At 64.2% G+C, this 21,809-nt stretch carries 17 protein-coding genes, 1 tRNA gene and 2 pseudogenes; 13 read left to right on the top strand and 7 right to left on the bottom strand.

Features of this window, described 5'->3' with window-relative positions:
- Positions 1 to 10: 10 nt before the first annotated feature.
- Positions 11 to 904, bottom strand: coding sequence for a hypothetical protein (locus KK488_RS16130; protein ID WP_214624736.1), 894 nt, complete (start codon positions 902 to 904; stop codon positions 11 to 13).
- A 113-nt stretch (positions 905 to 1,017) separates the two neighbouring features.
- Positions 1,018 to 2,760 carry a methyl-accepting chemotaxis protein gene (locus tag KK488_RS16125; protein WP_214624735.1) on the bottom strand — a complete coding sequence of 581 codons (1,743 nt, stop codon included), beginning with the start codon at positions 2,758 to 2,760 and terminating at the stop codon, positions 1,018 to 1,020.
- A gap of 370 nt (positions 2,761 to 3,130) precedes the next feature.
- Here KK488_RS16125 and KK488_RS16120 point away from each other — a divergent pair, with 370 nt between their 5' ends.
- The 9 genes from KK488_RS16120 to KK488_RS16080 all read left to right on the top strand — a co-directional run bounded on the left by KK488_RS16120 (position 3,131) and on the right by KK488_RS16080 (position 12,964).
- Positions 3,131 to 3,685 carry a F0F1 ATP synthase subunit delta gene (locus tag KK488_RS16120; protein ID WP_214624734.1) on the top strand — a complete coding sequence of 185 codons (555 nt, stop codon included), beginning with the start codon at positions 3,131 to 3,133 and terminating at the stop codon, positions 3,683 to 3,685.
- A gap of 34 nt (positions 3,686 to 3,719) precedes the next feature.
- Entirely contained in the window at positions 3,720 to 5,249 is a 1,530-nt protein-coding gene (atpA, locus tag KK488_RS16115; RefSeq protein WP_214624733.1) for a F0F1 ATP synthase subunit alpha, read from the top strand.
- Positions 5,250 to 5,351: 102 nt separating this feature from the next.
- Positions 5,352 to 5,978, top strand: a complete 627-nt coding sequence (locus KK488_RS16110; protein ID WP_214624732.1) for a LysE family translocator — start codon at positions 5,352 to 5,354, stop codon at positions 5,976 to 5,978.
- A 3-nt stretch (positions 5,979 to 5,981) separates the two neighbouring features.
- Positions 5,982 to 6,854 carry a F0F1 ATP synthase subunit gamma gene (locus KK488_RS16105; RefSeq protein ID WP_214624731.1) on the top strand — a complete coding sequence of 291 codons (873 nt, stop codon included), beginning with the start codon at positions 5,982 to 5,984 and terminating at the stop codon, positions 6,852 to 6,854.
- 28 nt (positions 6,855 to 6,882) lie between these two features.
- Positions 6,883 to 8,328: a F0F1 ATP synthase subunit beta gene (atpD, locus tag KK488_RS16100; protein WP_214624730.1), complete on the top strand. Its 1,446-nt coding sequence runs from the start codon at positions 6,883 to 6,885 to the stop codon at positions 8,326 to 8,328.
- A gap of 140 nt (positions 8,329 to 8,468) precedes the next feature.
- Entirely contained in the window at positions 8,469 to 8,723 is a 255-nt protein-coding gene (locus KK488_RS16095) for an ATP synthase F1 subunit epsilon (protein ID WP_214624729.1), read from the top strand.
- Positions 8,724 to 8,939: 216 nt separating this feature from the next.
- Complete coding sequence (locus KK488_RS16090) at positions 8,940 to 10,412, top strand: ArnT family glycosyltransferase (protein WP_214624728.1); 1,473 nt, start codon at positions 8,940 to 8,942, stop codon at positions 10,410 to 10,412.
- Positions 10,413 to 10,501: 89 nt separating this feature from the next.
- Positions 10,502 to 12,031, top strand: coding sequence for a TadA family conjugal transfer-associated ATPase (locus KK488_RS16085; RefSeq protein ID WP_214624727.1), 1,530 nt, complete (start codon positions 10,502 to 10,504; stop codon positions 12,029 to 12,031).
- Between the two features lie 99 nt (positions 12,032 to 12,130).
- On the top strand, positions 12,131 to 12,964 hold the full coding sequence (locus tag KK488_RS16080; RefSeq protein WP_214624726.1) for a class I SAM-dependent methyltransferase: 834 nt from the start codon (positions 12,131 to 12,133) through the stop codon (positions 12,962 to 12,964).
- A gap of 86 nt (positions 12,965 to 13,050) precedes the next feature.
- Here the strand turns inward: KK488_RS16080 and KK488_RS21820 are convergent.
- The 4 genes and pseudogenes from KK488_RS21820 to acnA all read right to left on the bottom strand — a co-directional run.
- Positions 13,051 to 13,149 (bottom strand): annotated as a pseudogene (locus KK488_RS21820) (PEPxxWA-CTERM sorting domain-containing protein); the annotation flags it as partial.
- A 75-nt stretch (positions 13,150 to 13,224) separates the two neighbouring features.
- Positions 13,225 to 14,190, bottom strand: a pseudogene (locus tag KK488_RS16075) (NF038122 family metalloprotease); the annotation flags it as partial.
- Positions 14,191 to 14,418: 228 nt separating this feature from the next.
- Positions 14,419 to 14,670 carry a CBU_0592 family membrane protein gene (locus KK488_RS16070; RefSeq protein ID WP_214624724.1) on the bottom strand — a complete coding sequence of 84 codons (252 nt, stop codon included), beginning with the start codon at positions 14,668 to 14,670 and terminating at the stop codon, positions 14,419 to 14,421.
- Between the two features lie 87 nt (positions 14,671 to 14,757).
- Positions 14,758 to 17,433 carry an aconitate hydratase AcnA gene (gene acnA, locus KK488_RS16065; RefSeq protein ID WP_214624723.1) on the bottom strand — a complete coding sequence of 892 codons (2,676 nt, stop codon included), beginning with the start codon at positions 17,431 to 17,433 and terminating at the stop codon, positions 14,758 to 14,760.
- Between the two features lie 309 nt (positions 17,434 to 17,742).
- On the opposite strand from acnA, the gene KK488_RS16060 reads away from it, so the two are divergent.
- The 4 genes from KK488_RS16060 to KK488_RS16045 all read left to right on the top strand — a co-directional run bounded on the left by KK488_RS16060 (position 17,743) and on the right by KK488_RS16045 (position 19,920).
- Positions 17,743 to 18,822, top strand: coding sequence for a helix-turn-helix domain-containing protein (locus KK488_RS16060; protein ID WP_214624722.1), 1,080 nt, complete (start codon positions 17,743 to 17,745; stop codon positions 18,820 to 18,822).
- A 98-nt stretch (positions 18,823 to 18,920) separates the two neighbouring features.
- Positions 18,921 to 18,996, top strand: a tRNA-Val gene (locus tag KK488_RS16055).
- A gap of 7 nt (positions 18,997 to 19,003) precedes the next feature.
- Positions 19,004 to 19,231 carry a hypothetical protein gene (locus KK488_RS16050; RefSeq protein WP_214624721.1) on the top strand — a complete coding sequence of 76 codons (228 nt, stop codon included), beginning with the start codon at positions 19,004 to 19,006 and terminating at the stop codon, positions 19,229 to 19,231.
- Complete coding sequence (locus tag KK488_RS16045) at positions 19,228 to 19,920, top strand: VIT1/CCC1 transporter family protein (RefSeq protein WP_214624720.1); 693 nt, start codon at positions 19,228 to 19,230, stop codon at positions 19,918 to 19,920. The genes KK488_RS16050 and KK488_RS16045 overlap by 4 nt, the downstream gene beginning before the upstream one ends.
- A 329-nt stretch (positions 19,921 to 20,249) precedes the next feature.
- On the opposite strand, the gene KK488_RS16040 is transcribed toward KK488_RS16045, so the two are convergent.
- Positions 20,250 to 21,509, bottom strand: a complete 1,260-nt coding sequence (locus KK488_RS16040; RefSeq protein ID WP_349356910.1) for an NRAMP family divalent metal transporter — start codon at positions 21,507 to 21,509, stop codon at positions 20,250 to 20,252.
- Positions 21,510 to 21,809: the final 300 nt, after the last annotated feature.

Raw genomic sequence — 21,809 nt, 5'->3', positions numbered from 1 at the left:
CCGAGTAAGGCTATCGCCGATCGATCCGAAATCCGCCCTCCTCGATCGCCACCTCGTACTCGATACCCATTCCCAGCCTCGGAACCTCGCTCGTCCAATACGCACTCGGATTGTGCAGAACTGCGATCTGCTCAGCGGACATTTCGATCGCGGCCGCGTTGAGCGATGTGAATGCGACCCCGTGAATATGTGCGAAGGCGTCATCGAGGAATGCTGATCGCTTCACCGGTTGCTTTCCCTCAGCTTTTTGAATCTCTGCGCTGAACTCTCGCCGAAAGGTCGTCTGAATGCTGCTAGCCTTGTCGATCGGGACATCGGCTACCAACGGGCCGACAGGCAAAAATGCGCGAATGAAATCGGGTATCTGAACGCCACTATCCAGCAACACGGGAGTGTTCTGGCTGATCTGCAAACCTGAAATCGCGATGACCACGTAGTCGTTCTCGCGGACAAGCCCTTTTTCGATACGTTCGGCAGCGATCTCCGCTTTCTTGCAAAAACCGCTGGTCAGTCGCAAAAGCGCGGAGTCAATGGATTTGTCATCGACGTGTCCTCCGGAGATGCCGTCCTTTTCCCAAACCTCATAATTGTCAGCGGGCTGCTCGCTGGGCGTCGTCACCTCGACCAGCAACCGACCGTTACCTAACTCATATGCGAAGTCGAAACCGGGCACGCGGGCAACTGGCCTCCAACCGACTTTCGCGAACGCGTGCGCAAAGAAAAGCTCTGAAATGCGCTGAGGCAATTCGCGGCGGAACCGATCCGGGAAGTCTTTATCAAGCTGCTCCGCGACTTCATTAAAGGTGGCTTGGCACCATTGCCTCAATTCAGGAAAGTTCTCGGAAGCGCGGATGGTGGCGTACCACGGATGGTCGCATTCTGCTGGTTCGGGGTCGAAAATCATCGATCTTTCTTAGCACGAAATGGCTTAATTGGGCGACTCCTCACGGACAAGCATCCTACTGGCGACGTCCGCTTACCACCCCATCACCGCCATCAGCTTCATCAATTCACCACCTAAGCCGCTTCGCTCAGATTGACTCGCAGCGCGGAAAATTCCCGATGCAGATCGGCGATCTGGCCGGCAATGGCGTCGGCCGTCTTGAGCAGCTGGCTTGCCGCATCGACCAGCGCTTCGGAGCCGGCGCGCGCATCCTGTGCCGCCAATGTGATTTCTCGGATGTCGGCGTGCGTATCGGCGATGGATGCAGCCATGCGATGGCTGGCGTCCTCCTGCGAACCGGCCAGCGCCTCGACCGAATCGGCCTGTTGCCCTACGCCGCCGGCCAGTTCCTCGACCAGCGAAGCGCTGGCGAGGAAGTCGGCCGCGGTCTGGTTGACCAGCGAGAGCTGCCGGGCGATCTCGCCGGCCGCCTGGCTCGAATCGACGGCCAGCGTCTTGATCTCGCGCGCGACGACCGTGAAGCCGCGCCCCGCCTCGCCGGAGCGATGCGCCTCGATATTGGCATTGACCGAGAGGAGATTGGTCTGGGCGGCAATGCCCTTGATCAGGTCGAGCGCCCGGCTGATCCCGTTGACGAGATCCGACAGCGCCTGCGCATGCGCCCGGTTGCGGCCCGATTGCTCGATGACGCCGCTGCTGTGCGTCCGCGTGGTGGCGGCGCTGCCGCGCACGTCGGCGACCAGCTGGAGCAAGCCGAGGCTGTCCTGTTGCACGGCGTCGACGCGGGCGGCGGCCGCGGTGACGCTCTGGGCGACGGCGTCGGCCCGGTCGCGCGACTGGGCCGACGCACTGGCGAGTGTGGTCGCCATGTCGCGCATCGTCGTCGAGGCTTGGCCGAGGGCGGCGACGAGCTGGGAGAGCACGGCGTCGAAGCGGGCGAAATGCGAATCGATCAGGCGGGCGCGCGCCTGTTCAGCGCGGGCCTCCTCCAGCTCGCGCTGGTGCAGTGCCTCTTCGGCGCGGTGCTGCTCGCGCCTGGACTGTTCGGCAAGGCGCTCGCTGGCGCCTGCCTGCGCCAGGGCCAGGGCAATGGCGCCGATTTCATCTTCGCGATCCATGCCGGGAACCTCATCCGAGGCATCGTCCGCGCGCGCGCGCCGGAGATGACCGGCGATGTCGGCAAGCGGCTTCACCAGCCGTGCTTCGCCAATTCGCGCGATGAGCACCCCACCGGCGATCGCGCCGAGCGTGAAGGCGATAAGCAGCAGTTCGGCCGCGAAGTTGACCCAGCGCAGGATCGTACGATCCTGGCCGGCGGTGCCGCGCAGATCCGCCGTGGTCTGAGCGATCCGGCTGAGCAGGGGATCAACGCCGCTGTAGAACTGGCCGGACATGAAGAAGTCGAGCCGGTCACGGTCACCCTTTTCAAGCAGGGTCTGGAGGCGCGCAACCGCTTGCTCGGCATCCGGGCGTTCCGTCGCGAACTGAGCGGCGATCTCGGGGGCGTTGATCTCGAGGTCGCGCCAGTCGCGCGCGAGCCGCGCCTGGAGGTCGCGCACGGCCGTGGCGCCGCCGGCCGCACCGAGCGTGCCGATGCGCACCTTGTCGGCGATCGCCCAGCTCGTCTGATAGGCTGACGCGACGACCTGCAATTGGCTCATCGGCGCGATGCGCTGCTCGACGAGCCGCGCCGTGATCAGGCGATTGACGGTCAGCGCGCCGAGTTGCGCGACGATGAGCAGGAACAACAGCGCCCCCGCTGCCAGCAACAGCCGGCGAAGCTGGCCGGACAGGGAGGCGCCGCGTCCGGCGGCGCGCTTGAACATGGCCGTCTTCCAGCGGCGTAGCGATCGCATTGGTCCTGATCTCTTGTTTTTCGACCTGGCTCGGGGCGTCCCGTCCGTCGCGGGACTTAGTGAATGAGCCATTGACGAAAAGTTACAGTTCCCGAACAAAAACAAGCAAAATCAATGTCATAAATCTGTCATATCCGGCGGCCTACGACAATTTTTGCGATCTGGAATCACAGTGGCGCCTGGCTTTGCCCTGGAGCTGCTATCTCTTGAGTGACCAAACGGCCTTGCTTTTCAATGCGGTGGTCTCTGGCGGTCCCTGTTGACTTGCATCATCGGGCGACCCCTGCTAACCGCGCCGCGTGTCAAGGGAGGCGGTCACGCTGCCTCCCCTGTTGTGGCGCATCCAAATTTTACGTGAGGCACAGCGCGCGTGGAGAATTCCAGCGGTATTCAGGCTAGTTTGGCGGGGCGTTACGCGCTCGCGCTGTTTGAGCTGGCCCGGGATGGCAAATCCCTCGATTCGGTGGCGCAAAGCCTGGCGACCTTGAAGGATGCGCTGGCGCAGTCGGCTGACCTCAAGGCGCTGACGACGAGCCCGCTGATTGCGCGCGCGGATGCCGCCAAGGCGGTCGCCGCCGTCGCGGATGCTCTGAAGCTCGATTCGCTGACGACGCGGACGCTGGGCGTGCTCGCTCAGAATCGCCGCCTGTTCCAGCTGCCGAATGTCATCCGCGCCTTCAACACCCTGCTTTCCGCCCACAAGGGTGAGACGCGCGCGGAAGTCACCTCGGCCTTCGCGCTCACCAAGACGCAGCAGAGTGCGCTCGCCAAGCAGCTGAAGGCCCGCACCGGCCGCGACATGGCCCTCGATCTCACCGTCGATCCCGCCGTCATGGGTGGCCTCATCGTCAAGATGGGCAGCCAGATGATCGACAGCTCACTTCGCACCCGATTGAACAGACTCGCCCAGGCGATGCGCGGCTGAACGCCCGCAAACTGGCTCCGACGAAAGGCAGACCATGGATATCAACGCCGCAGAAATCTCGAAGGTCATCAAGGACCAGATCGCCAATTTCGGCACCGAGGCGGTTGTCAGCGAAGTTGGCACCGTTCTTAACGTCGGCGACGGCATCGCCCGCATCCACGGCCTCGACAATGTCCAGGCCGGCGAGATGGTCGAGTTCGCCAACGGCGTGCAGGGCATGGCGCTGAACCTTGAGGCCGACAATGTCGGCGTCGTGATCTTCGGCTCGGATGCCGAGATCAAGGAAGGTGACGTCGTCAAGCGCACCGGCACGATCGTGGATGTCCCCGTCGGCAAGGGCCTGCTGGGCCGCGTGGTCGATGGCCTCGGCAATCCGATCGACGGCAAGGGCCCGATCGTCACCGATCAACGCTCGCGCGTCGAAGTGAAGGCGCCGGGCATCATCCCGCGCAAGTCCGTGCATGAGCCGGTGCAGACCGGCCTCAAGGCGATCGACGCGCTCGTCCCCATCGGCCGCGGCCAGCGCGAGCTGATCATCGGCGACCGCCAGACCGGCAAGACCGCCGTCGCGATCGACACCTTCATCAACCAGAAGGGCGTCAACGCGGGCGACGACGAGAGCAAGAAGCTCTATTGCATCTATGTCGCCGTCGGCCAGAAGCGCTCGACCGTGGCGCAGATCGTCCGCCAGCTCGAAGAGAATGGTGCGATGGAATATTCGATCGTCGTCGCTGCGACCGCGTCCGAGCCCGCCCCGCTGCAATATCTGGCGCCCTACACCGGCGTCGCCATGGGCGAATATTTCCGCGACAACGGCATGCATGCCGTGATCGTCTATGACGACCTCTCCAAGCAGGCCGTCGCCTATCGCCAGATGTCGCTGCTGCTGCGCCGCCCGCCGGGCCGCGAGGCCTATCCGGGCGACGTCTTCTACCTGCACAGCCGCCTCCTCGAGCGCGCGGCCAAGATGAACGACGCCAACGGCAACGGCTCGCTGACCGCGCTGCCGATCATCGAGACCCAGGCCGGCGACGTCTCCGCCTACATCCCGACCAACGTGATCTCGATCACCGACGGTCAGATCTTCCTTGAAACCAACCTCTTCTATCAGGGCATCCGCCCGGCGATTAACGTCGGCCTCTCGGTGTCGCGCGTCGGCTCGGCCGCGCAGACCAAGGCGATGAAGAAGGTGGCCGGCTCGATCAAGCTGGAGCTGGCGCAGTATCGTGAGATGGCCGCCTTCGCCCAGTTCGGATCGGACCTCGACGCTTCGACGCAGAAGCTGCTGAACCGCGGCGCGCGTCTCACCGAGCTGCTCAAGCAGGGCCAGTTCTCGCCGCTGCCGTTCGAGGAGCAGACCATCTCGATCTTCGCCGGCACCAATGGCTATCTGGACGGCATCGCGACCCGTGACGTCACGCGCTACGAGGCGGCGATGCTCGCCAATATGCGTGCGCATCATGCCGACATCCTGACCGCGATCCGCGACAGCCGCGACCTGACCGACGATGTCCGCGCCAAGGTCAAGGATGCGCTCGACGCGTTCGGCAAGACCTTCGCCTGACATGGCCGTCACCCCAGCGAAAGCGGGGGTGACGCGCGGCCGCCGGAGGAGATCCCAGCTTTCGCTGGGATGACGATTTGAGAGAGTGAAACGCTAAGTTCGATGCTGACCGCCCAAGCCCTCCTTGCCTGGACCCTGATGTCTATCGGCCTGGTGCTGCTGCCGGGACCGGACACCATGCTGGTGGCCGGCCATGCCGCGCGGCGCGGCTTCAGGGCGGGCATGGCGGCGATCGGCGGCATCCAGCTCGGCGGCCTCTTCTACATGGCGCTGTGCGGCTTCGGCTTCCTGTCGGTGCTAAACGCGGTGCCGGGCATGTTCATGACGGTCAAGATCGCCGGCGCGCTCTATCTCGCCTGGCTCGGCATCGGCATGCTGCGCGGTGCGATCAAGCCGGCGTCGGGCGACACGCAGTCGAAGGTCCGTCTCGGCGGATCGCCCTTCTCGCAGGGCTTCATCAGCACGGTGCTTAATCCTAAGGTGGCGGTGTTCTTCCTCGCCGCCCTGCCGCAGTTCGTCGGCACGGGGCCGAACGCGCCGTGGCATGGCATGCTGCTGATCGCGATCGTCTATGGCATCGGCTTCTGCTGGTGCGTGCTGCTCGCGGCGCTCGCCACCCATGCCGGCCGCAAGGTCGGTCAGAGCAGCGTCATGCGCTGGTTCGAGGGCGCGCTCGGCGCTGCATTTCTTGGTTTGGCGGGCCGTCTGGCCCTGGCTCGGAACGCTTAAGACATGGCAAGTTTGAAGGAACTCAAGGGCCGCATCGCCTCGGTGAAGTCGACCCAGAAGATCACCAAGGCCAAGCAGATGGTCGCCGCCGCGAAACTGCGCAAGGCGCAGGCGGCCGCCGAGGCCGCACGGCCCTATGGCCAGCGCCTCGAGAAGGTCGTCGCCAGCCTCGCCGGCAAGGTGACGGGCGACAATGCGCCGCGCCTGCTCGCCGGCACCGGCAAGGACGACGTGCACATGCTCGTCGTCGCCAATGGTGACAAGGGCCTCTCCGGCGCGTTCAACGCGAACATCGTCAAGGCGGCGATCGTTAAGGCGCGCATGCTGATCGCGCAGGGCAAGACCGTGAAATTCTACCTCATCGGCCGCAAGGGCCGCGCGGTGATCGCGCGCACCTTCCCCGGCCTGATCGTCGGCGAGTATGACACGACAGCCGTGCGCACGCCGGGCTTCGACGAGGCAAGCGCCATCGCGCACGACATCTCGGCGCGCTTCTTTGCCGGCGAGTTCGACGTGGCGCATCTCTTCTACTCGGCGTTCAAGTCGGCCCTCGCGCAGATTCCGACCGAGCAGCAGATCATCCCGGTTGCCGTCCCCGCCGATGCCCCGGCCTCGTCGGGCGCGGCGGTCGAATATGAGCCGGACGAGGAATCCATTCTCGCTGATCTCCTGCCGCGCAACATCACGATTCAGCTCTTCAAGGCGCTGCTGGAGAATATGGCCTCCGAGCAGGGCGCCTCGATGACCGCGATGGACAATGCGACGCGCAACGCCGGCGAGCTGATCAACAAGCTCACCATCGAATATAATCGCAGCCGTCAGGCCGCGATCACCACCGAGCTGGTGGAAATCATCTCGGGCGCCGAAGCGCTCTAAGCACGAATAGCAGGCAAGGAACGAAGTCATGGCAGCTACCAACAATGTCGGCAAGATCAGCCAGATCATCGGCGCCGTCGTCGACGTGATCTTCGAGGGCGAGCTCCCGGCGATCCTCTCCGCGCTGGAGACCAGCAACAACGGCCAGAAGCTGGTCCTGGAAGTCGCCCAGCATCTCGGCGAGAACACCGTGCGCACGATCGCCATGGACGCCACCGAGGGCTTGACCCGCGGTCAGGACGTGACCGACACGGGCGCCCAGATTTCCGTGCCGGTCGGCCCGCAGACGCTCGGCCGCATCCTCAACGTCATCGGCGAGCCGATCGACGAGCGCGGCCCGGTCAACACCGACCTGCGCTCGCCGATCCATGCCAAGGCACCCGAGTTCACCGACCAGTCGACCGAGAGCTCCATCCTCGTCACCGGCATCAAGGTGATCGACCTGATCGCGCCTTATGCCAAGGGCGGCAAGATCGGCCTGTTCGGCGGCGCCGGCGTGGGCAAGACCGTGCTCATCCAGGAGCTGATCAACAACATCGCCAAGGGCCATGGCGGCACCAGCGTGTTCGCCGGCGTCGGCGAGCGCACCCGCGAGGGCAACGACCTCTATCACGAGTTTCTCGACGCGGGCGTCATCGCCAAGGACGCCGACGGCAACCCGACGCCGGAAGGCTCCAAGGTCGCGCTCGTGTTCGGCCAGATGAACGAGCCCCCGGGCGCCCGTGCCCGCGTCGCGCTCTCGGGCCTGACGATCGCCGAATATTTCCGCGATGTCGAAGGCCAGGATGTGCTGTTCTTCGTCGACAATATCTTCCGCTTCACCCAGGCGGGCTCGGAAGTGTCGGCGCTGCTCGGCCGCATCCCTTCGGCCGTGGGCTATCAGCCGACGCTCGCGACCGACATGGGCGCGCTGCAGGAGCGCATCACCTCGACCACCAAGGGCTCGATCACCTCGGTGCAGGCCATTTACGTGCCGGCCGACGACTTGACCGACCCGGCACCGGCCACGTCCTTCGCGCACCTCGACGCGACGACGACGCTGAACCGCGCCATCTCGGAGCTCGGCATCTATCCCGCCGTGGACCCGCTCGACTCGACCTCGCGCGTGCTGACGCCCGCGATCGTCGGCCAGGAGCATTATGACGTCGCCCGCCGCGTCCAGGAGACGCTGCAGAAGTACAAGTCGCTACAGGACATCATCGCGATCTTGGGCATGGACGAGCTGTCCGAAGAGGATAAGCTGACCGTCGCGCGCGCGCGCAAGATCCAGCGCTTCCTGTCGCAGCCGTTCCACGTCGCCGAGGTCTTCACCGGCATTCCGGGCAAGTTCGTCGCCGTCGAGGACACGGTGAAGAGCTTCAAGGCGGTCGTCGACGGCGAGTATGACCATCTGCCCGAGGCGGCCTTCTACATGGTCGGCGGCATCGACGAGGCCGTCGAGAAGGGCAAGAAGCTGGCGGCGGAAGCGGCCTGATCAAAGCATAAGCCCCTCTCATGGAGCTGCGCTCGCTCGCAGCTCGGGGGAGGGGTTGAGGTGGGGTCGGCGCAAACCTCGGCTTCGCCTCGTACCCACCCCCGGCCCCTCCCTTGAAAGGGAGGGGGGAGATTTGGAACATGGCACTGCACTTCGAACTCGTGACGCCCGAACGCCTCGTCCTGTCGGAAGAGGTCCATATGGTCGTGGTGCCCGGCACCGAGGGCGAGTTCGGCGTGCTCGAAGGCCATGCGCCTTTCATGTCGACCGTGAAGGACGGCGCGCTCAAGGTCTATGCGCGCGACGGCGCCGAGCCGCGTATCATCCAGGTCGAGGGCGGTTTCGCCGAGGTCAGCGAGACGGGCCTGACAGTGCTGGCCGAGAAGGCGGCCTGACCTGCCCCACGCTGCGGTCAACGCAGCGTGCAGGCTAAGTTTTCGTTTACCATGAAGCGTTATTGAGGAGCGATCCGACCGTGGGGTCGGCTCTGTTCGGCGTCATCTGGACGAGGCTTCATGCTGCATTACCGAGTCACTCGTCCCGCCTGGATGGTGGTGTCGACGTCTGCCCACCCGCTTGACGGACCTGCGGCTCGCCCCCCTCAATCTCGATTGCGCTGGTGGCTTGCGGCGATGCTGTTGCTGGTCGTCGCGACCGCTTTGCGCGCACCCTTTTTCTTCAATCCTGACTATCATGTCGACGAGGAGTTCTACGCGCTGGTTGCCGATCGGATGTGGCACGGCGCACTGCCTTATGTCGATATCTGGGATCGCAAGCCGATTGGCCTATTCCTCATCTATGCCGCCACGCGTCCTTTCAGCGGCGCGACGTTGATCGGTGCGCAGATTGCGGGACTGCTCTCGGCATGGGCGACTGCGATGTTGATCTGGATCATGGCTCGGCGCCACATCGCCCCTGCGTTGGCACTGCTGCCCGCGACGCTCTATCTCTTCTGGCTGGGCGTGTTCGGTGGCTTCAATGCACAATCGCCGGTCTTTTATAACTTGCCGATGACGCTTGCGGCGCTTTTGTGTCTGCGTGCGGGCGACGCATCTGATCCGCGCAAGGTCGATCGTCTCGGATATGCCGCGATGCTGCTGGTCGGGCTTGCAATTCAGATCAAATATACAGCCGTGGCCGAGGGATTGTTTTTCGGGCTCTGGCTGATCTGGCAGCGCTTCAGTCGCGACCGTTCGGTGCGAGACCTTGCAGTGTCGGCGATCCTCTGGGCTTTCCTCGCGCTGATGCCAACGCTGCTGGCGAGCCTTGCCTATGCCAGTCTCGGCCATTGGCAGGCCTTTGCCGAAGCCAATTTCACCTCCATCTTCTTACGCGGCCGGCTTGAGCCAAACTTCCTCACCCAACTCGAGGCTTTTATTGCGCTCGCCGGGCTGCCGCTGTTTGCCGTTGCCTTGGCCGCGCTCGTTGGTCACGTCGGCGTTCAGAGGCCGCGTCACCGCGATCGCTGGTTCGTGTTCGGTTGGGTGGTATCGGCGCTGTTGGGCTTTATGGCGATCGGAAACTTCTACGACCATTACGCCCTGCCGCTGCTGCCCGTGCTGCTGTTTGCATCGGCACGCCTGTTTGGCGCACCGGCGCCGGGTGCCGTGTTGTTCCTCATCCTGGCGGGCTGGGCCTCTTTATGGTGGCCACCAAAGCCGACCTCTTCCAATGATCGCTCCCGAGCGTCGATCAGCCATTTGACCGAAGAAGCAAAGCCTTATTTGCGTTACGGCCCGCTATTCGTTTGGGATGGCCCATCCATCCTATATGTTACGACGAATGCGACGCCGCCAACCCGGTTTGCCTATCCCGACCATTTGAGCAACATCGTTGAGAAGGATGCCCTCGGCGTTGATCCGCGCGCGGAAATGGCCCGTATCTTGGCCCAGCGACCTGCTGTCATCATTTCCGCGAGCCGTAAAATCATTCCGCGCTACAATCCCGTGACCAGCGCTATGATCCGGAGGGCGCTCGCGCGCGATTATGTGGCGATCGACCGTCGGACAGAGGGCTGGGGTTATCGTGACTATATTCTGAACATTCGCCGCGACCTTGTGCGTGACCCTCCGGCTCGGTTCTAACGGTCATCTTAACCCTTTTAGCACTTTGTAGAGCTTTGCCGGCTAGGCTTGTTGGAAGCCCTCCAAGATTCCGAGAGTAGCAAGGTACGATGAGTGCATTTGGTCGCAAGAATGGAATGGGAGGGAAATCCTCTTTCGGCGTTGCGCGGCCGATGCAAACGCCCGGCGCGTCGCCGCAGATCATGCCGACGGGCCCGTTACCGTCGCCGATGGGCGGTATTCAATTCCCGCCGATTCCTTCCGAGCCGGCCATGCCCGCCGCAGGCCCGGGCCTGGATCGCAATGCGGATGCCATGGCGCGCCTCACTGACCGGATGAACACCGATCACAGCGAAGCCGGCGAGAAGTCGCAGGGCTTCGAGGCATCGGTCCACAAGATCAAGGAGCAGGTGTTGCCGCGCCTGCTCGAGCGTGTCGACCCGGAAGCGGCGGCGACGCTCACCAAGGACGAGCTGGCCGAGGAATTCCGGCCGATCATCATGGAAGTGCTCGCCGAGCTCAAGCTGACCCTCAACCGCCGCGAGCAGTTCGCGCTGGAAAAGGTGCTGGTCGACGAGCTGCTCGGCTTCGGTCCGCTGGAAGAGCTGCTCGCCGATCCGGACATCAGCGACATCATGGTCAATGGCCCCGAGCAGACCTATGTCGAGAAGAAGGGCAAGCTCCAGCTCGCCCAGATCCATTTCCGCGACGAGGAGCATCTGTTCCAGATCGCCCAGCGCATCGTGAACCAGGTCGGCCGCCGCGTCGACCAGACCACGCCGCTGGCCGACGCCCGCCTGCCCGACGGCTCGCGCGTCAACGTCATCGTGCCGCCACTCTCACTCCGCGGCACCGCCATCTCGATCCGTAAATTCTCGGCCAAGCCGATCACGCTGGACATGCTCGCCCAGTGGGGGGCGCTGAGCAGCAAGATGTGCACGGCGCTCAAGATTGCCGGCGCCTGCCGCTTCAACATCGTCATCTCGGGCGGCACCGGCTCGGGCAAGACGACCATGCTCAATGCGTTGTCCAAGATGATCGACCCGGGCGAGCGTGTGCTGACCATCGAGGACGCGGCGGAGCTCCGTCTGCAGCAGCCGCACTGGCTGCCGCTCGAGACGCGCCCGGCGAACCTGGAGGGCAACGGCGCCATCACGATCGGCGATCTCGTCAAGAACGCCCTGCGTATGCGGCCGGACCGCATCATCCTGGGCGAAATTCGTGGCCAGGAATGTTTCGACCTGCTGGCCGCGATGAACACGGGCCATGACGGCTCGATGTGTACGCTCCATGCCAACTCGCCGCGCGAGTGCCTGGGGCGCATGGAAAATATGATCCTGATGGGCGACATCAAGATCCCGAAGGAGGCCATCTCCAAACAGATCGCCGACTCGGTGGACCTGATCGTCCAGATCAAACGCCTGCGCGACGGCTCGCGCCGCGTCACCAACATCACCGAAGTGATCGGCATGGAAGGCGACGTCATCGTCACCCAGGAGCTGTTCAAGTTCGAGTATCTCGATGAGGACGCGGACGGCAAGATCGTCGGGGAATATCGCTCGATGGGCCTGCGCCCCTATTCGCTCGACAAGGCGCGCGGCTTCGGCTTCGATCAGGCCCTGCTCGACGCCTGCCTCTGACGGCACGGGACGGAGTCCGTCTCCGATCCAATGACTTGCTCTCGTCACGGCGTTGCGACATGCTTTGCCTGTGCAACGCCACGCCAGGAGAGAGCCGCCATGCCCGCCACGTTCCCCGCGCGTCCCCTGATCCTTGCCGCCGCTCTTATGAGCGCCGTCGCTCCGATCCCCGCCGCCATGGCCCAGACGTCCAGAGCCGCTGCCGAGATTGCCGCGGCCGTCGCCGCGCCGACGCGCACGGCCGCCAATGTGGCGCGCGATCGGTACCGTCATCCCGCCGAAACGCTGGCCTTCTTCGAGATTAAACCGACCGACACGGTGGTGGAGATCTGGCCGGGCGGCGGCTGGTACACCGAGATCCTGGCGCCCTATCTCAAAGGCAGGGGCACGCTCTGGGCGGTCGACTTCTGGCCGGACAGCCTGAAAGGGGTTCGAGCGCTGCAAGCCAAGGATCCCGCCCTGTACGGCGCAATCAGGCTCGCGGCCTTCCCGGCGAGCGGCGATCAGCCGGTAGTGCCCTCGGGCAGTGCGGACGCGGTCGTGACGTTCCGCAACGTCCATAACTGGCAGATGGGCTACAAGCGCGACGGCAAGGATTATGGCTTGGAGGCCTTCCGGCAGATGTATGCGATGCTCAAGCCCGGCGGCGTGCTCGGCATCGAGGATCATCGCCTGCCCGAAGGGGACGACGTCGCGCGCGAGAAGAGCAGCGGCTATGTGAAGGTCTCGACGGTGCGCCGGCTGGCCGAACAGGCCGGCTTCGTCTTCGAGGGCGCCTCGGAGATCAATGCCAACCCCAAGGACACGACCCAATGGGAGAAGGGCGTCTGGACGCTGCCGCCGCGCTTCGCCAATGGCGAGGTGGACAAGGAAAAATATGCGGCGATCGGCGAGAGCGACCGCATGACACTGCGTTTCCGCAAGCCGAAATAGACGATTGTCGGCGCGCTGAAAATGAATCGGGCGGCGCCGGCCTGGAAGCTGACGCCGCCCGATCTAATTCCTCGGTTCGCCGAAGATCAGGCGAACGCGATCTTGCGTGCGCGGCCGCGCATCACGCCGCCGAGCAGGGCCAGGCCGCCGATCATCTGCAGCCAGGTCGCCGGCTCGGGCACGGCGGCGTTGTAGATGTCCGCCGTCGAGATTGCGTAGTTCGGATTGGCGAGCGCATCGATATTGACGTCCCAGCCGATCGCGTCGAGCAGCGCGAGATCCTCGCCCGTGACGCTGTCGACCAGGGCGCTGCAGATATAGGGGTTCATGATGCCGACGAAGTTCGTGCAGCCGCCGGGAGCCTTCCAGTGCGAAGCCTGCCAACCGTCACCATAATTCGAGCCCGTCGAGAAATAGCTGTCGCCGTTGAACGCCGTCGCGCCGCCGTCGATCGAGAAGTAGGACGGGACGTTGAAGCGCCAGTTCAGCTCGTCGGCATTGGTGTAGCGGAACAAGTCGAGCGAATAGCCCCACCAATAGTCGTCCACCGGGAAGCCGCCGCCCACCGAATAATCGAAATCGTCGGCGCCACTCAGAAAGCCGAGCGCATGGCCCATTTCGTGGATGGCCACGCCGATGAAGTCATAGTGGCCGGCAGCGATGCCGTTGCTGGGATTGAAGTCGAACGCGAAGGTGCTCGAGAACTGAATCGTCGCGTCGGTCGCAGCAGCCTGACCGGTGAGCGCCTGCCAGACCGAACTGGCGACGGCGATCGTGTCGCTGATCGGCTTGCCGTCGGGCGCGACGCGGCCGCCGGTCGCATTGACGCCGGTGTGCGCGGCGGTGTTGCGATATTCCGGCACGATCACATCGAGGCTGCCCGTCGGACTCAGCGGCTGGAGGTTCGCGACCGCAACGGCGTCGAGTGCGCTGCTCGAGGCGGCAGCGAGGGCGTCATAATAAGCCTGGACCGGAACATAGGTGTAGAGCGACGTGCTGGTGCCGCCCAGAATGTTCGGGCCGAGATCCTCGAAGCCGACGTCGAAATGCAGCGTCACATTGTTCTTGAGCGCCTTCTCCCAATAGCTCGCGGCGATCTTGAAGCCGAGTTCGGCGGGCGAACCCGTAACCCCGCCAATGTCATTCAGAATGATCGTCGCCGCCGATGCCGGGGCCGACAGGCCAAAGCTCGCCAAAGCCGCGCTGCCAAGCAGCGCGGTCAACATATGCTTTTTCATAATGGTCTCCCACATTAAGTCCCCGCCACCCCCAAGACTCGTGGGGGAGCATGGTTAACGCCATAGTGCGGTGCAATATTGTTGCGCGTCAAGTGATTGTATTCATTTCTGGTTAACCACTGACGGCGTTGACGGCACTAATTGTTCTGAAATGGTGCAAATCATCGGCATCCCCCGCGATTTCGCGCAGCCGGATCCCGATTCCGATGGACTGGCTCAGCGGCGAAGACGCAGCCGGACGAGCGCGCCGAAGCCGATGCCGCTCCAGATGATGTTGAGCACCATCGAGGGAATGGCGCCATGCCACCAGGTGTTGAGCACGAAGAAGGCGGCACCGACCGCGTTCATCCACTGGAAGGCAGGCGAGATGCCGGAGAGCCGGCTGATCGACACGAGGATATAGGCGCCGAGCACGAGCACGGCACCGGCCCAGCCAACGATCTCGATGAGGAGGGAAGTTGCCGTCACGTGACGGTCTCCCACGGGACGAGGACGACCTGCCCGGGCCCATGACGGCCTGTCCCGGTGCAGGTCATCGTCCCGGCCTTCCGGTCGTCAGGCCGCCAGCTTCCTCAGCACATATTGCAGGATGCCGCCGTTCAGGAAGTAATCCAGCTCGTTGACGGTATCGATGCGGCAGAGCGCATCGAAGGTGAAGCTGGTGCCGTCGGCGCGGGTGACCTGCACCCCGACGATCTGGCGCGGCTTGATGCTGGCGACGCCGTGGATGGTGAAGGTCTCGTCGCCGGTCAGGCCCAGCGTCTCACGGCTGGTGCCGTCGAGGAACTGCAGCGGCAGCACGCCCATGCCGACCAGGTTCGAGCGATGGATGCGCTCGAAGCTCTCGACGATGACGGCGCGCACGCCGAGCAGGCGCGTGCCCTTGGCGGCCCAGTCGCGCGATGAGCCGGTGCCATATTCCTTGCCTGCGATGACGACGAGCGGCGTGCCATCTGCCTGATGCTTCATCGCCGCGTCGTAGATCGGCATCACCTCGCCATTGTAGCGGGTCATGCCGCCCTCGACGCCGTCCAGCATCTGGTTCTTGATGCGGATGTTGGCGAAGGTGCCGCGCATCATCACTTCATGATGACCGCGCCGCGCGCCGTAGCTGTTGAAGTCGGCCTGGGCTACTTGGCGCTCCTGCAGCCAGGTGCCGGCGGGCGAGGTTGCCTTGATCGAGCCGGCGGGCGAGATGTGATCGGTGGTGATCGAATCGCCGAAGATGGCGAGCGGCTTGGCGTCGACGATGTCGGCGACCGGGGCGGGTGTCATGCCCATGCCCTCGAAATAGGGCGGATTGGCGACATAGGTGCTGCCGGCGCGCCACGCATAGGTGGCCGACCCGGCGACGTCGATCGCCTGCCAGCGGGCGTCGCCGAGGAACACGGCGGCATAACGGCTCTGGAACATGTCGCGGGTGAGCGCGCCGTCCATGACCGAGCGCACTTCGTCATTGGTCGGCCAGATGTCCTTGAGATAGACGTTCGCGCCGTCGCTGCCTTGGCCGATCGGCGTTTCGATGAAGTCAGACGTCACCGAGCCCTTGAGCGCATAGGCCACCACCAGCGGCGGCGAGGCGAGGAAATTGGCGCGCACGTCCGCCGAGACGCGACCCTCGAAGTTGCGGTTGCCGGAGAGAACCGAGGCTGCGACGATGTCGTTGCCGTTGATCGCCTTGCTGATCGGCTCGGCGAGTGGGCCGGAGTTGCCGATGCAGGTCGTGCAGCCATAGCCGACGAGATTGAAGCCGACCTGGTTTAGATAGGTCTGCAGGCCCGCCTTCTCTAGATAGTCGGTGACGACCTGCGAGCCGGGGGCGAGGCTGGTCTTGACCCAGGGCTTGGGCTTGAGGCCTTTCTCGGCCGCCTTCTTGGCGACGAGGCCGGCGGCGATCAGCACGCTCGGGTTCGAGGTGTTGGTGCAGCTGGTGATCGCGGCGATGACGACGTCGCCGTCGCCAATGTCATGCTCCCTGCCCTCGACCGCGACGCGGACGGCGGCGTCCTTCTTGTAGGTCTTGATGAGGTCGGCGTTGAACACGTCGTCGACATCACCGAGCAGCACCTTGTCCTGCGGGCGCTTGGGGCCGGCGAGACTGGGCTGGACGCCGCCCATGTCGAGCGAGAGCGTGTCGGTGAAGACTGGATCGGCGGCGTCGACATCGAGCCAGAAGCCCTGCGCCTTGGCATAGGCCTCGACCAAAGCGATATTCTCGTCGCTGCGGCCGGTGAGGCGCATATAGTCGAGCGTCTTGCCGTCGATCGGGAAGAAGCCGCAGGTCGCGCCATATTCCGGCGCCATGTTGGCGATGGTCGCCCGGTCGGCGAGACTCAAGGCGCTGACGCCGGGGCCGTAGAACTCGACGAAGCGGCCGACCACGCCCTTGGCGCGCAGCATCTGGGTGACGGTAAGGACGAGATCAGTGGCGGTGATGCCCTCGGCCAGGCTGCCGGTGAGCTTGAAGCCGACGACTTCGGGGATGAGCATGGAGACCGGTTGGCCCAGCATCGCCGCTTCCGCCTCAATGCCGCCGACGCCCCAGCCGAGCACGCCGAGGCCGTTGATCATCGTCGTGTGGCTGTCCGTGCCGACGCAGGTGTCGGGATAGGCGATGGTGGAGCCGTCCGGCGCCTGGCTGGTCCAAACCGCCTGGGCGATATGCTCGAGATTGACCTGGTGGCAGATGCCGGTGCCGGGAGGCACGACCTTGAAATTGTCGAGCGACTTGCTGCCCCATTTGAGGAAATCGTATCGCTCGGCGTTGCGCTGATATTCCAGCGCGACATTGTCCTCGAAGGCCTTGGGCGTGCCGAACTCGTCGACCATCACCGAGTGATCGATGACGAGATGGACGGGGACCTGCGGATTGATCTTGGCCGCATCGGCGCCGAGCGCGTTCATCGCGTCGCGCATGGCAGCAAGATCAACGACGCAGGGCACGCCGGTGAAATCCTGCATCAGCACGCGGGCGGGGCGATACTGGATCTCGTTGTCCGAGGCGACCGGGTTCTTCTGCCAGTCGATAATGGCCTTCACGTCGTCGGTGGTGACCGTGACGCCATCCTCGAAGCGCAGCATATTCTCGAGGAGCACCTTCATCGAGAAAGGCAGGCGCGAGACATCGCCATATTTCGCGGCGGCCTTTGCCAGCGAATAATAGCCGTAGCGCTTGCCGCCGACGTCCAGTGTGTCGCGGGTGCCAAGCGTGTCCTGTCCGATCGCGGTCATCAGCGGGATCTCCTCATTGTCTGTATCTGCGCTCGGCGGTGGGAAGGCGAGCGGTCGCGCGGCGGGTCATTCGGCCACGCCGCGGTTGCATGCGCCATAACGCGTCAACAAAGCGTGTCAACGCTTGGGCGGGCTGCCCGAGCCGGTGGGGCGGCGCCGCGATGTCGAACCAGTTCCATCCGAAATGGCGACATGACCGGTCCGCTGGCAGCGAATCCTTCCACTTCCGCCAGAATGGAACAAAAAGGGTTCAAAACGGTCTCCGAATCGCGCATAAGGGGAACAAAGACGGTACGACGGGGTAGGTTCATGGCTGTGCTCAAGGACAGGGACGAAACGGACTTTCGATCGCATGCTGGCATGCTTGCGGATGCGCTCGCGCGGATCACGCCGGATGATCGGCCGACGGTCCTCATCGCGGGCATGGAGGAGCGGGCCGTAGCCATGGCCAGTTGGGCCGAGCGCGGCGGGCTGCGCTGTGTCGGGCGAGTCGGGCTGGACGGCATCGCCGATCGGCTGATGCGCATATGCGCGCTCGATCTCATCCTGCTGGACTTGCGCGGGCGCGATGCCGCGACCGGTCTCGACCGGGCGAGCGCCCGTGCGCTCACGGCGCGTCACGGCCTCACCGGCACCCGTCTCGCCGTGATCGTCGATCTGGACAGCGTCGATTGGGCGCTCGCTCTTCTGGAGTCGCCACGGGCCGAATTTCTCTGCGACCCCGCGGACAGCGAGATCATCTCGCTGCTGGTCGTGGCGGGACTGCGCCAGGCACAGCCGGCCGGATGCGTTATGGAAGACGCCTCGCGCGACTCGGAGAGCCTGAGGCTTGAGCAGCTCAGCGAGGAAGTGCGGCGGCTGGCAACCACGATCGAGCGCATGACCGCGGGTGTCTTCGCGCCGTTCCCCGTGGGAAGCGCAGCGCGGGATCGGCGGGATATTTATCGTACGGATGGGGACGGCCAGACCGGTCCGGCGCGGATGTTCCAGCCGCGCGATCGGCATCGCGGGCCTGATACGGCGAGCGGTCCTCCCAGCCATGCCGAGATCCGGGCGATGATCCGCGCGCGGCGGCTGCGCGACCAATATTTTCCGGCCGACCTTTTCGCCGATCCGGCCTGGGACATGATCCTCGATCTCATGGCGGCCCGGCTCAGTGGGCAGCGCGTCTCGGTATCGAGCCTGTGTATCGCCGCCTCGGTGCCGCCGACAACCGCGCTGCGCTGGATCCGTCAGCTCACCGACCGCGCCGTCTTCGCGCGCATCGATGATCCGGCGGATGGCCGGCGCGTGTTCATCGAGCTCACCGACATGGCGGCGCAGGCGGTGAGTGACTGGGTTCTGGCGGTGCGGCGAGGGGGCATGATTCTCGCAGCGGCACCCCGCTAGCGCCACGACGGATCGTGCGGATCGCTTGACCGCCGGGCGATCTCGCCGATATGGCGAACAGGCCTGACCGCGCGGATCGTTCGTCGACCGTGCCAGAGGGGCGATTAGCTCAGTTGGTAGAGCGTCTCGTTTACACCGAGAATGTCGGCGGTTCGAGCCCGTCATCGCCCACCAGGAGAACATGCGGCGGCAGTTCGGTTGGGCGTTTAACCTTGCTTTTGCCTTGGCCGGTATCCGCGAGAGAACCCGCGCGGTCGCCACCGGCGCGGCGCGGGCGCAGTTTATAAGAGTTTATGCCAAGTGGGGTGTCAGCTCGCGATCGTCCCTGATAGCCCTGTTCCTTGAGGAACTGATCGATCCCGCTATGCTCCGGGACGATATCGATGGGGACCGGGAGGCTCGCAAATGAGACCGCACAGGGAACAGCATCTTGTATCGCGCATCGGCTGGCTGCGCGCAGCCGTTCTGGGTGCCAATGACGGCATCGTGTCCACAGCGAGTCTCATCCTAGGCGTGGCTGCATCCGGCGCCGATCGATCGGCCCTGCTCGTCGCAGGCGTGGCTGGCCTGGTCGCCGGCGCCATGTCGATGGCGGCCGGCGAATATGTGTCGGTGAGCTCGCAGGCGGACACCGAACAGTCCGATCTCGCGAGAGAGCGGCAGGAATTGGCAACCGCGTCCGAGGCCGAGCTCAACGAACTTACCGACATCTACGTATCTCGTGGCGTCGACCCTGCCACAGCCCGTACGGTTGCGGAGCAGATGACGGCTTTCGACGCGCTCAAGACCCATGCCCGCGACGAACTGCACATCACCGAAGTGACCACTGCGAGACCGGTCGTCGCGGCCTTCACGTCGGCAGCCACGTTCACCGCCGGCGCCGCATTGCCTCTGATTCTGGCAGCTCTGATGCCAATGTCGATGATGGCGGTCAGTGAAGCTGCCGGATCGATCCTGTTTCTGGGCCTCCTTGGCGCGATCGGCGCGATTGCGGGTGGCGCCAGGCCCTGGAAGCCAGTCGCGCGTGTCGTATTCTGGGGCGCGCTCGCGATGGCGCTCACCGCAGGGATAGGCCGCCTGGTCGGCACCAGCGTCTGAAGCGACTCGCTGACCCGGACCGCGTGCATTGGGTGCCGCAAGCGGGACGGCGATATGCTGACGACGAGTGGCAGACGCCGACAGGCCCATCAATGCCGCGATTTCTCTGCTGGCATTTCCGCGCTGCGACGCGTGGTCAAATTTGTGATGGGACTGTTCGCCGCTATGGGGACAACTCGCGACCGGAGTGGACGGCCGAAACGTCGTGGTTAGCGGGCATTGGCCCCTCCTCTGAAGAGGAGGGCTTATGACGGCAACGTCGTGTCCGGACAGCCCACTTCCGGGGTGATATCTCTCGATAGCTGCTACCCAGAACCTGTCCACGCCGCCTAGCGCACAAGGATCAGCGCGCAAGCAGCCGCGCCCATCAAGGCGGTCGCCAGCCATCCCGATATCAACAGGCCCGGAGTCGCCGTGAATTTGCCCATGATCCTGTGGCGGGAGACGATGATCATCATTGCCATCATCAGCGGAACCGCGACGACGCCGTTGATGACCGCGCTCCAGAACAGGGCCTTGATGGGATCGAGCGGCGACCAGTCGATGACGATGCCCAGCACGGTGGCAGCCGCGATCACCGCATAAAAGCCCGTCGCCTCTTTCGGCCTGCGCTCGAGACTTGCCCGCCATCCCTGCGTCTCGCTGACCGCATAGGCGGCCGATCCCGCGAGGACGGGCACGGCGAGAAGACCGGTGCCGATAATGCCTATGCTGAACAGGAGGAGTGCGAAATGGCCAGCCACGGGTTCGAGCGCGCGGGCAGCATCAGCGGCTGTCTCGATGGACGTCATTCCCGCGCTGTGCAGCGTTGCCGCCGTTCCGATCATGATGGCAAGCGCGACGATGTTGGAGATCGCCATGCCAAACCAGGTGTCGATCCGCATGCGGCTGAATTCGCTTTCAGCCTGCGATGGCGCATCGATGAGCGGCCGCGCTTCGGGGTGCAGCGCGATGTCCTCCACCTCCTGGGCGCTTTGCCAGAAGAAGAGATAAGGACTGATCGTCGTACCGAAGATGGCGACGATGGTCACCACGGCATCCTGGCCGGCGATGCGGGGCCAGAACAGCCCATGTAGGACCGCAGCCCAGTCGAGCTTCAGAATCAGCGCCAGGGCGACATAGGCGAACAGCGAGAGCGTCAACCATTTCAGCAGGCGGGCGTAGCGATGATAGGGAACATAGAGCTGCAGCAGCAGTGACCCGATGGCGAAGGCGATCGTGAAGATATGGCCGCTGATGCCCGTGACCAGTTCACCGGCCTCGCCCATCGCGGCAATGTCCGCACCGATATTGATCGTATTGGCGATAAACAGCAGCCCGACCAGCATGTTGACCGCCGGCGCCCAGAGCAGGCTGCGCATGTTGCGCGCCAGACCTTGTCCAGTCACGCGACCGATATGCGCGCTGACCAGCTGGACCGCGCTCATCAGCGGATAGGTGAGCAGGAGCGTCCACAGCAAGCTGAAGCCGAATTGAGCGCCTGCCTGCGAATAAGTGGCGATGCCGCTGGGATCGTCGTCGGCAGCGCCTGTGACGAGGCCCGGTCCAAGCTGATCGAAAAGCGCGACACGGCGCGTGCGAAAACTCACTTTCTCGATCCTCCGGGCGGACATCAGGCAGGTTTAACCAGTCAGACCAAGGTCTATGCCTCACGCCGCCGGCGGAATGAAGTTGGCATGGGTGGATTGTTCGGGCAAAGCTTCGAGCATCTCATTGAAAATATCCAGTACTTCCTCGCACGTCCCATTTCTCTGGGCGGTGTGGACACATCGAGACAGCACGTCTGCTTCAATGAAGGCGGATCTGGCCGTTGAAACGCGGGATTGGGCGGGAAAAGGCCGTGAGTTCCATCTCCCTCGGCGGAGGAGAGAACAGCACAACTTGTCTCC

Source organism: Sphingobium nicotianae (assembly GCF_018603885.1).
Taxonomy (GTDB): Bacteria; Pseudomonadota; Alphaproteobacteria; order Sphingomonadales; family Sphingomonadaceae; genus Sphingobium; species Sphingobium nicotianae.
The sequence above is the reverse complement of the archived record's forward strand: the minus strand, read 5'-3'. Positions and strand labels throughout refer to the sequence as shown.

Coding starts and splice junctions, on each gene's coding strand:
- KK488_RS16130 (WP_214624736.1), bottom strand. CDS start 904: ATGATTTTCGACCCCGAACCAGCAGAATGCGACCATCCGTGGTACGCC.
- KK488_RS16125 (WP_214624735.1), bottom strand. CDS start 2,760: ATGCGATCGCTACGCCGCTGGAAGACGGCCATGTTCAAGCGCGCCGCC.
- atpA (WP_214624733.1), top strand. CDS start 3,720: ATGGATATCAACGCCGCAGAAATCTCGAAGGTCATCAAGGACCAGATC.
- KK488_RS16110 (WP_214624732.1), top strand. CDS start 5,352: ATGCTGACCGCCCAAGCCCTCCTTGCCTGGACCCTGATGTCTATCGGC.
- KK488_RS16105 (WP_214624731.1), top strand. CDS start 5,982: ATGGCAAGTTTGAAGGAACTCAAGGGCCGCATCGCCTCGGTGAAGTCG.
- atpD (WP_214624730.1), top strand. CDS start 6,883: ATGGCAGCTACCAACAATGTCGGCAAGATCAGCCAGATCATCGGCGCC.
- KK488_RS16095 (WP_214624729.1), top strand. CDS start 8,469: ATGGCACTGCACTTCGAACTCGTGACGCCCGAACGCCTCGTCCTGTCG.
- KK488_RS16085 (WP_214624727.1), top strand. CDS start 10,502: ATGAGTGCATTTGGTCGCAAGAATGGAATGGGAGGGAAATCCTCTTTC.
- KK488_RS16080 (WP_214624726.1), top strand. CDS start 12,131: ATGCCCGCCACGTTCCCCGCGCGTCCCCTGATCCTTGCCGCCGCTCTT.
- acnA (WP_214624723.1), bottom strand. CDS start 17,433: ATGACCGCGATCGGACAGGACACGCTTGGCACCCGCGACACACTGGAC.
- KK488_RS16060 (WP_214624722.1), top strand. CDS start 17,743: ATGGCTGTGCTCAAGGACAGGGACGAAACGGACTTTCGATCGCATGCT.
- KK488_RS16050 (WP_214624721.1), top strand. CDS start 19,004: ATGCGGCGGCAGTTCGGTTGGGCGTTTAACCTTGCTTTTGCCTTGGCC.
- KK488_RS16045 (WP_214624720.1), top strand. CDS start 19,228: ATGAGACCGCACAGGGAACAGCATCTTGTATCGCGCATCGGCTGGCTG.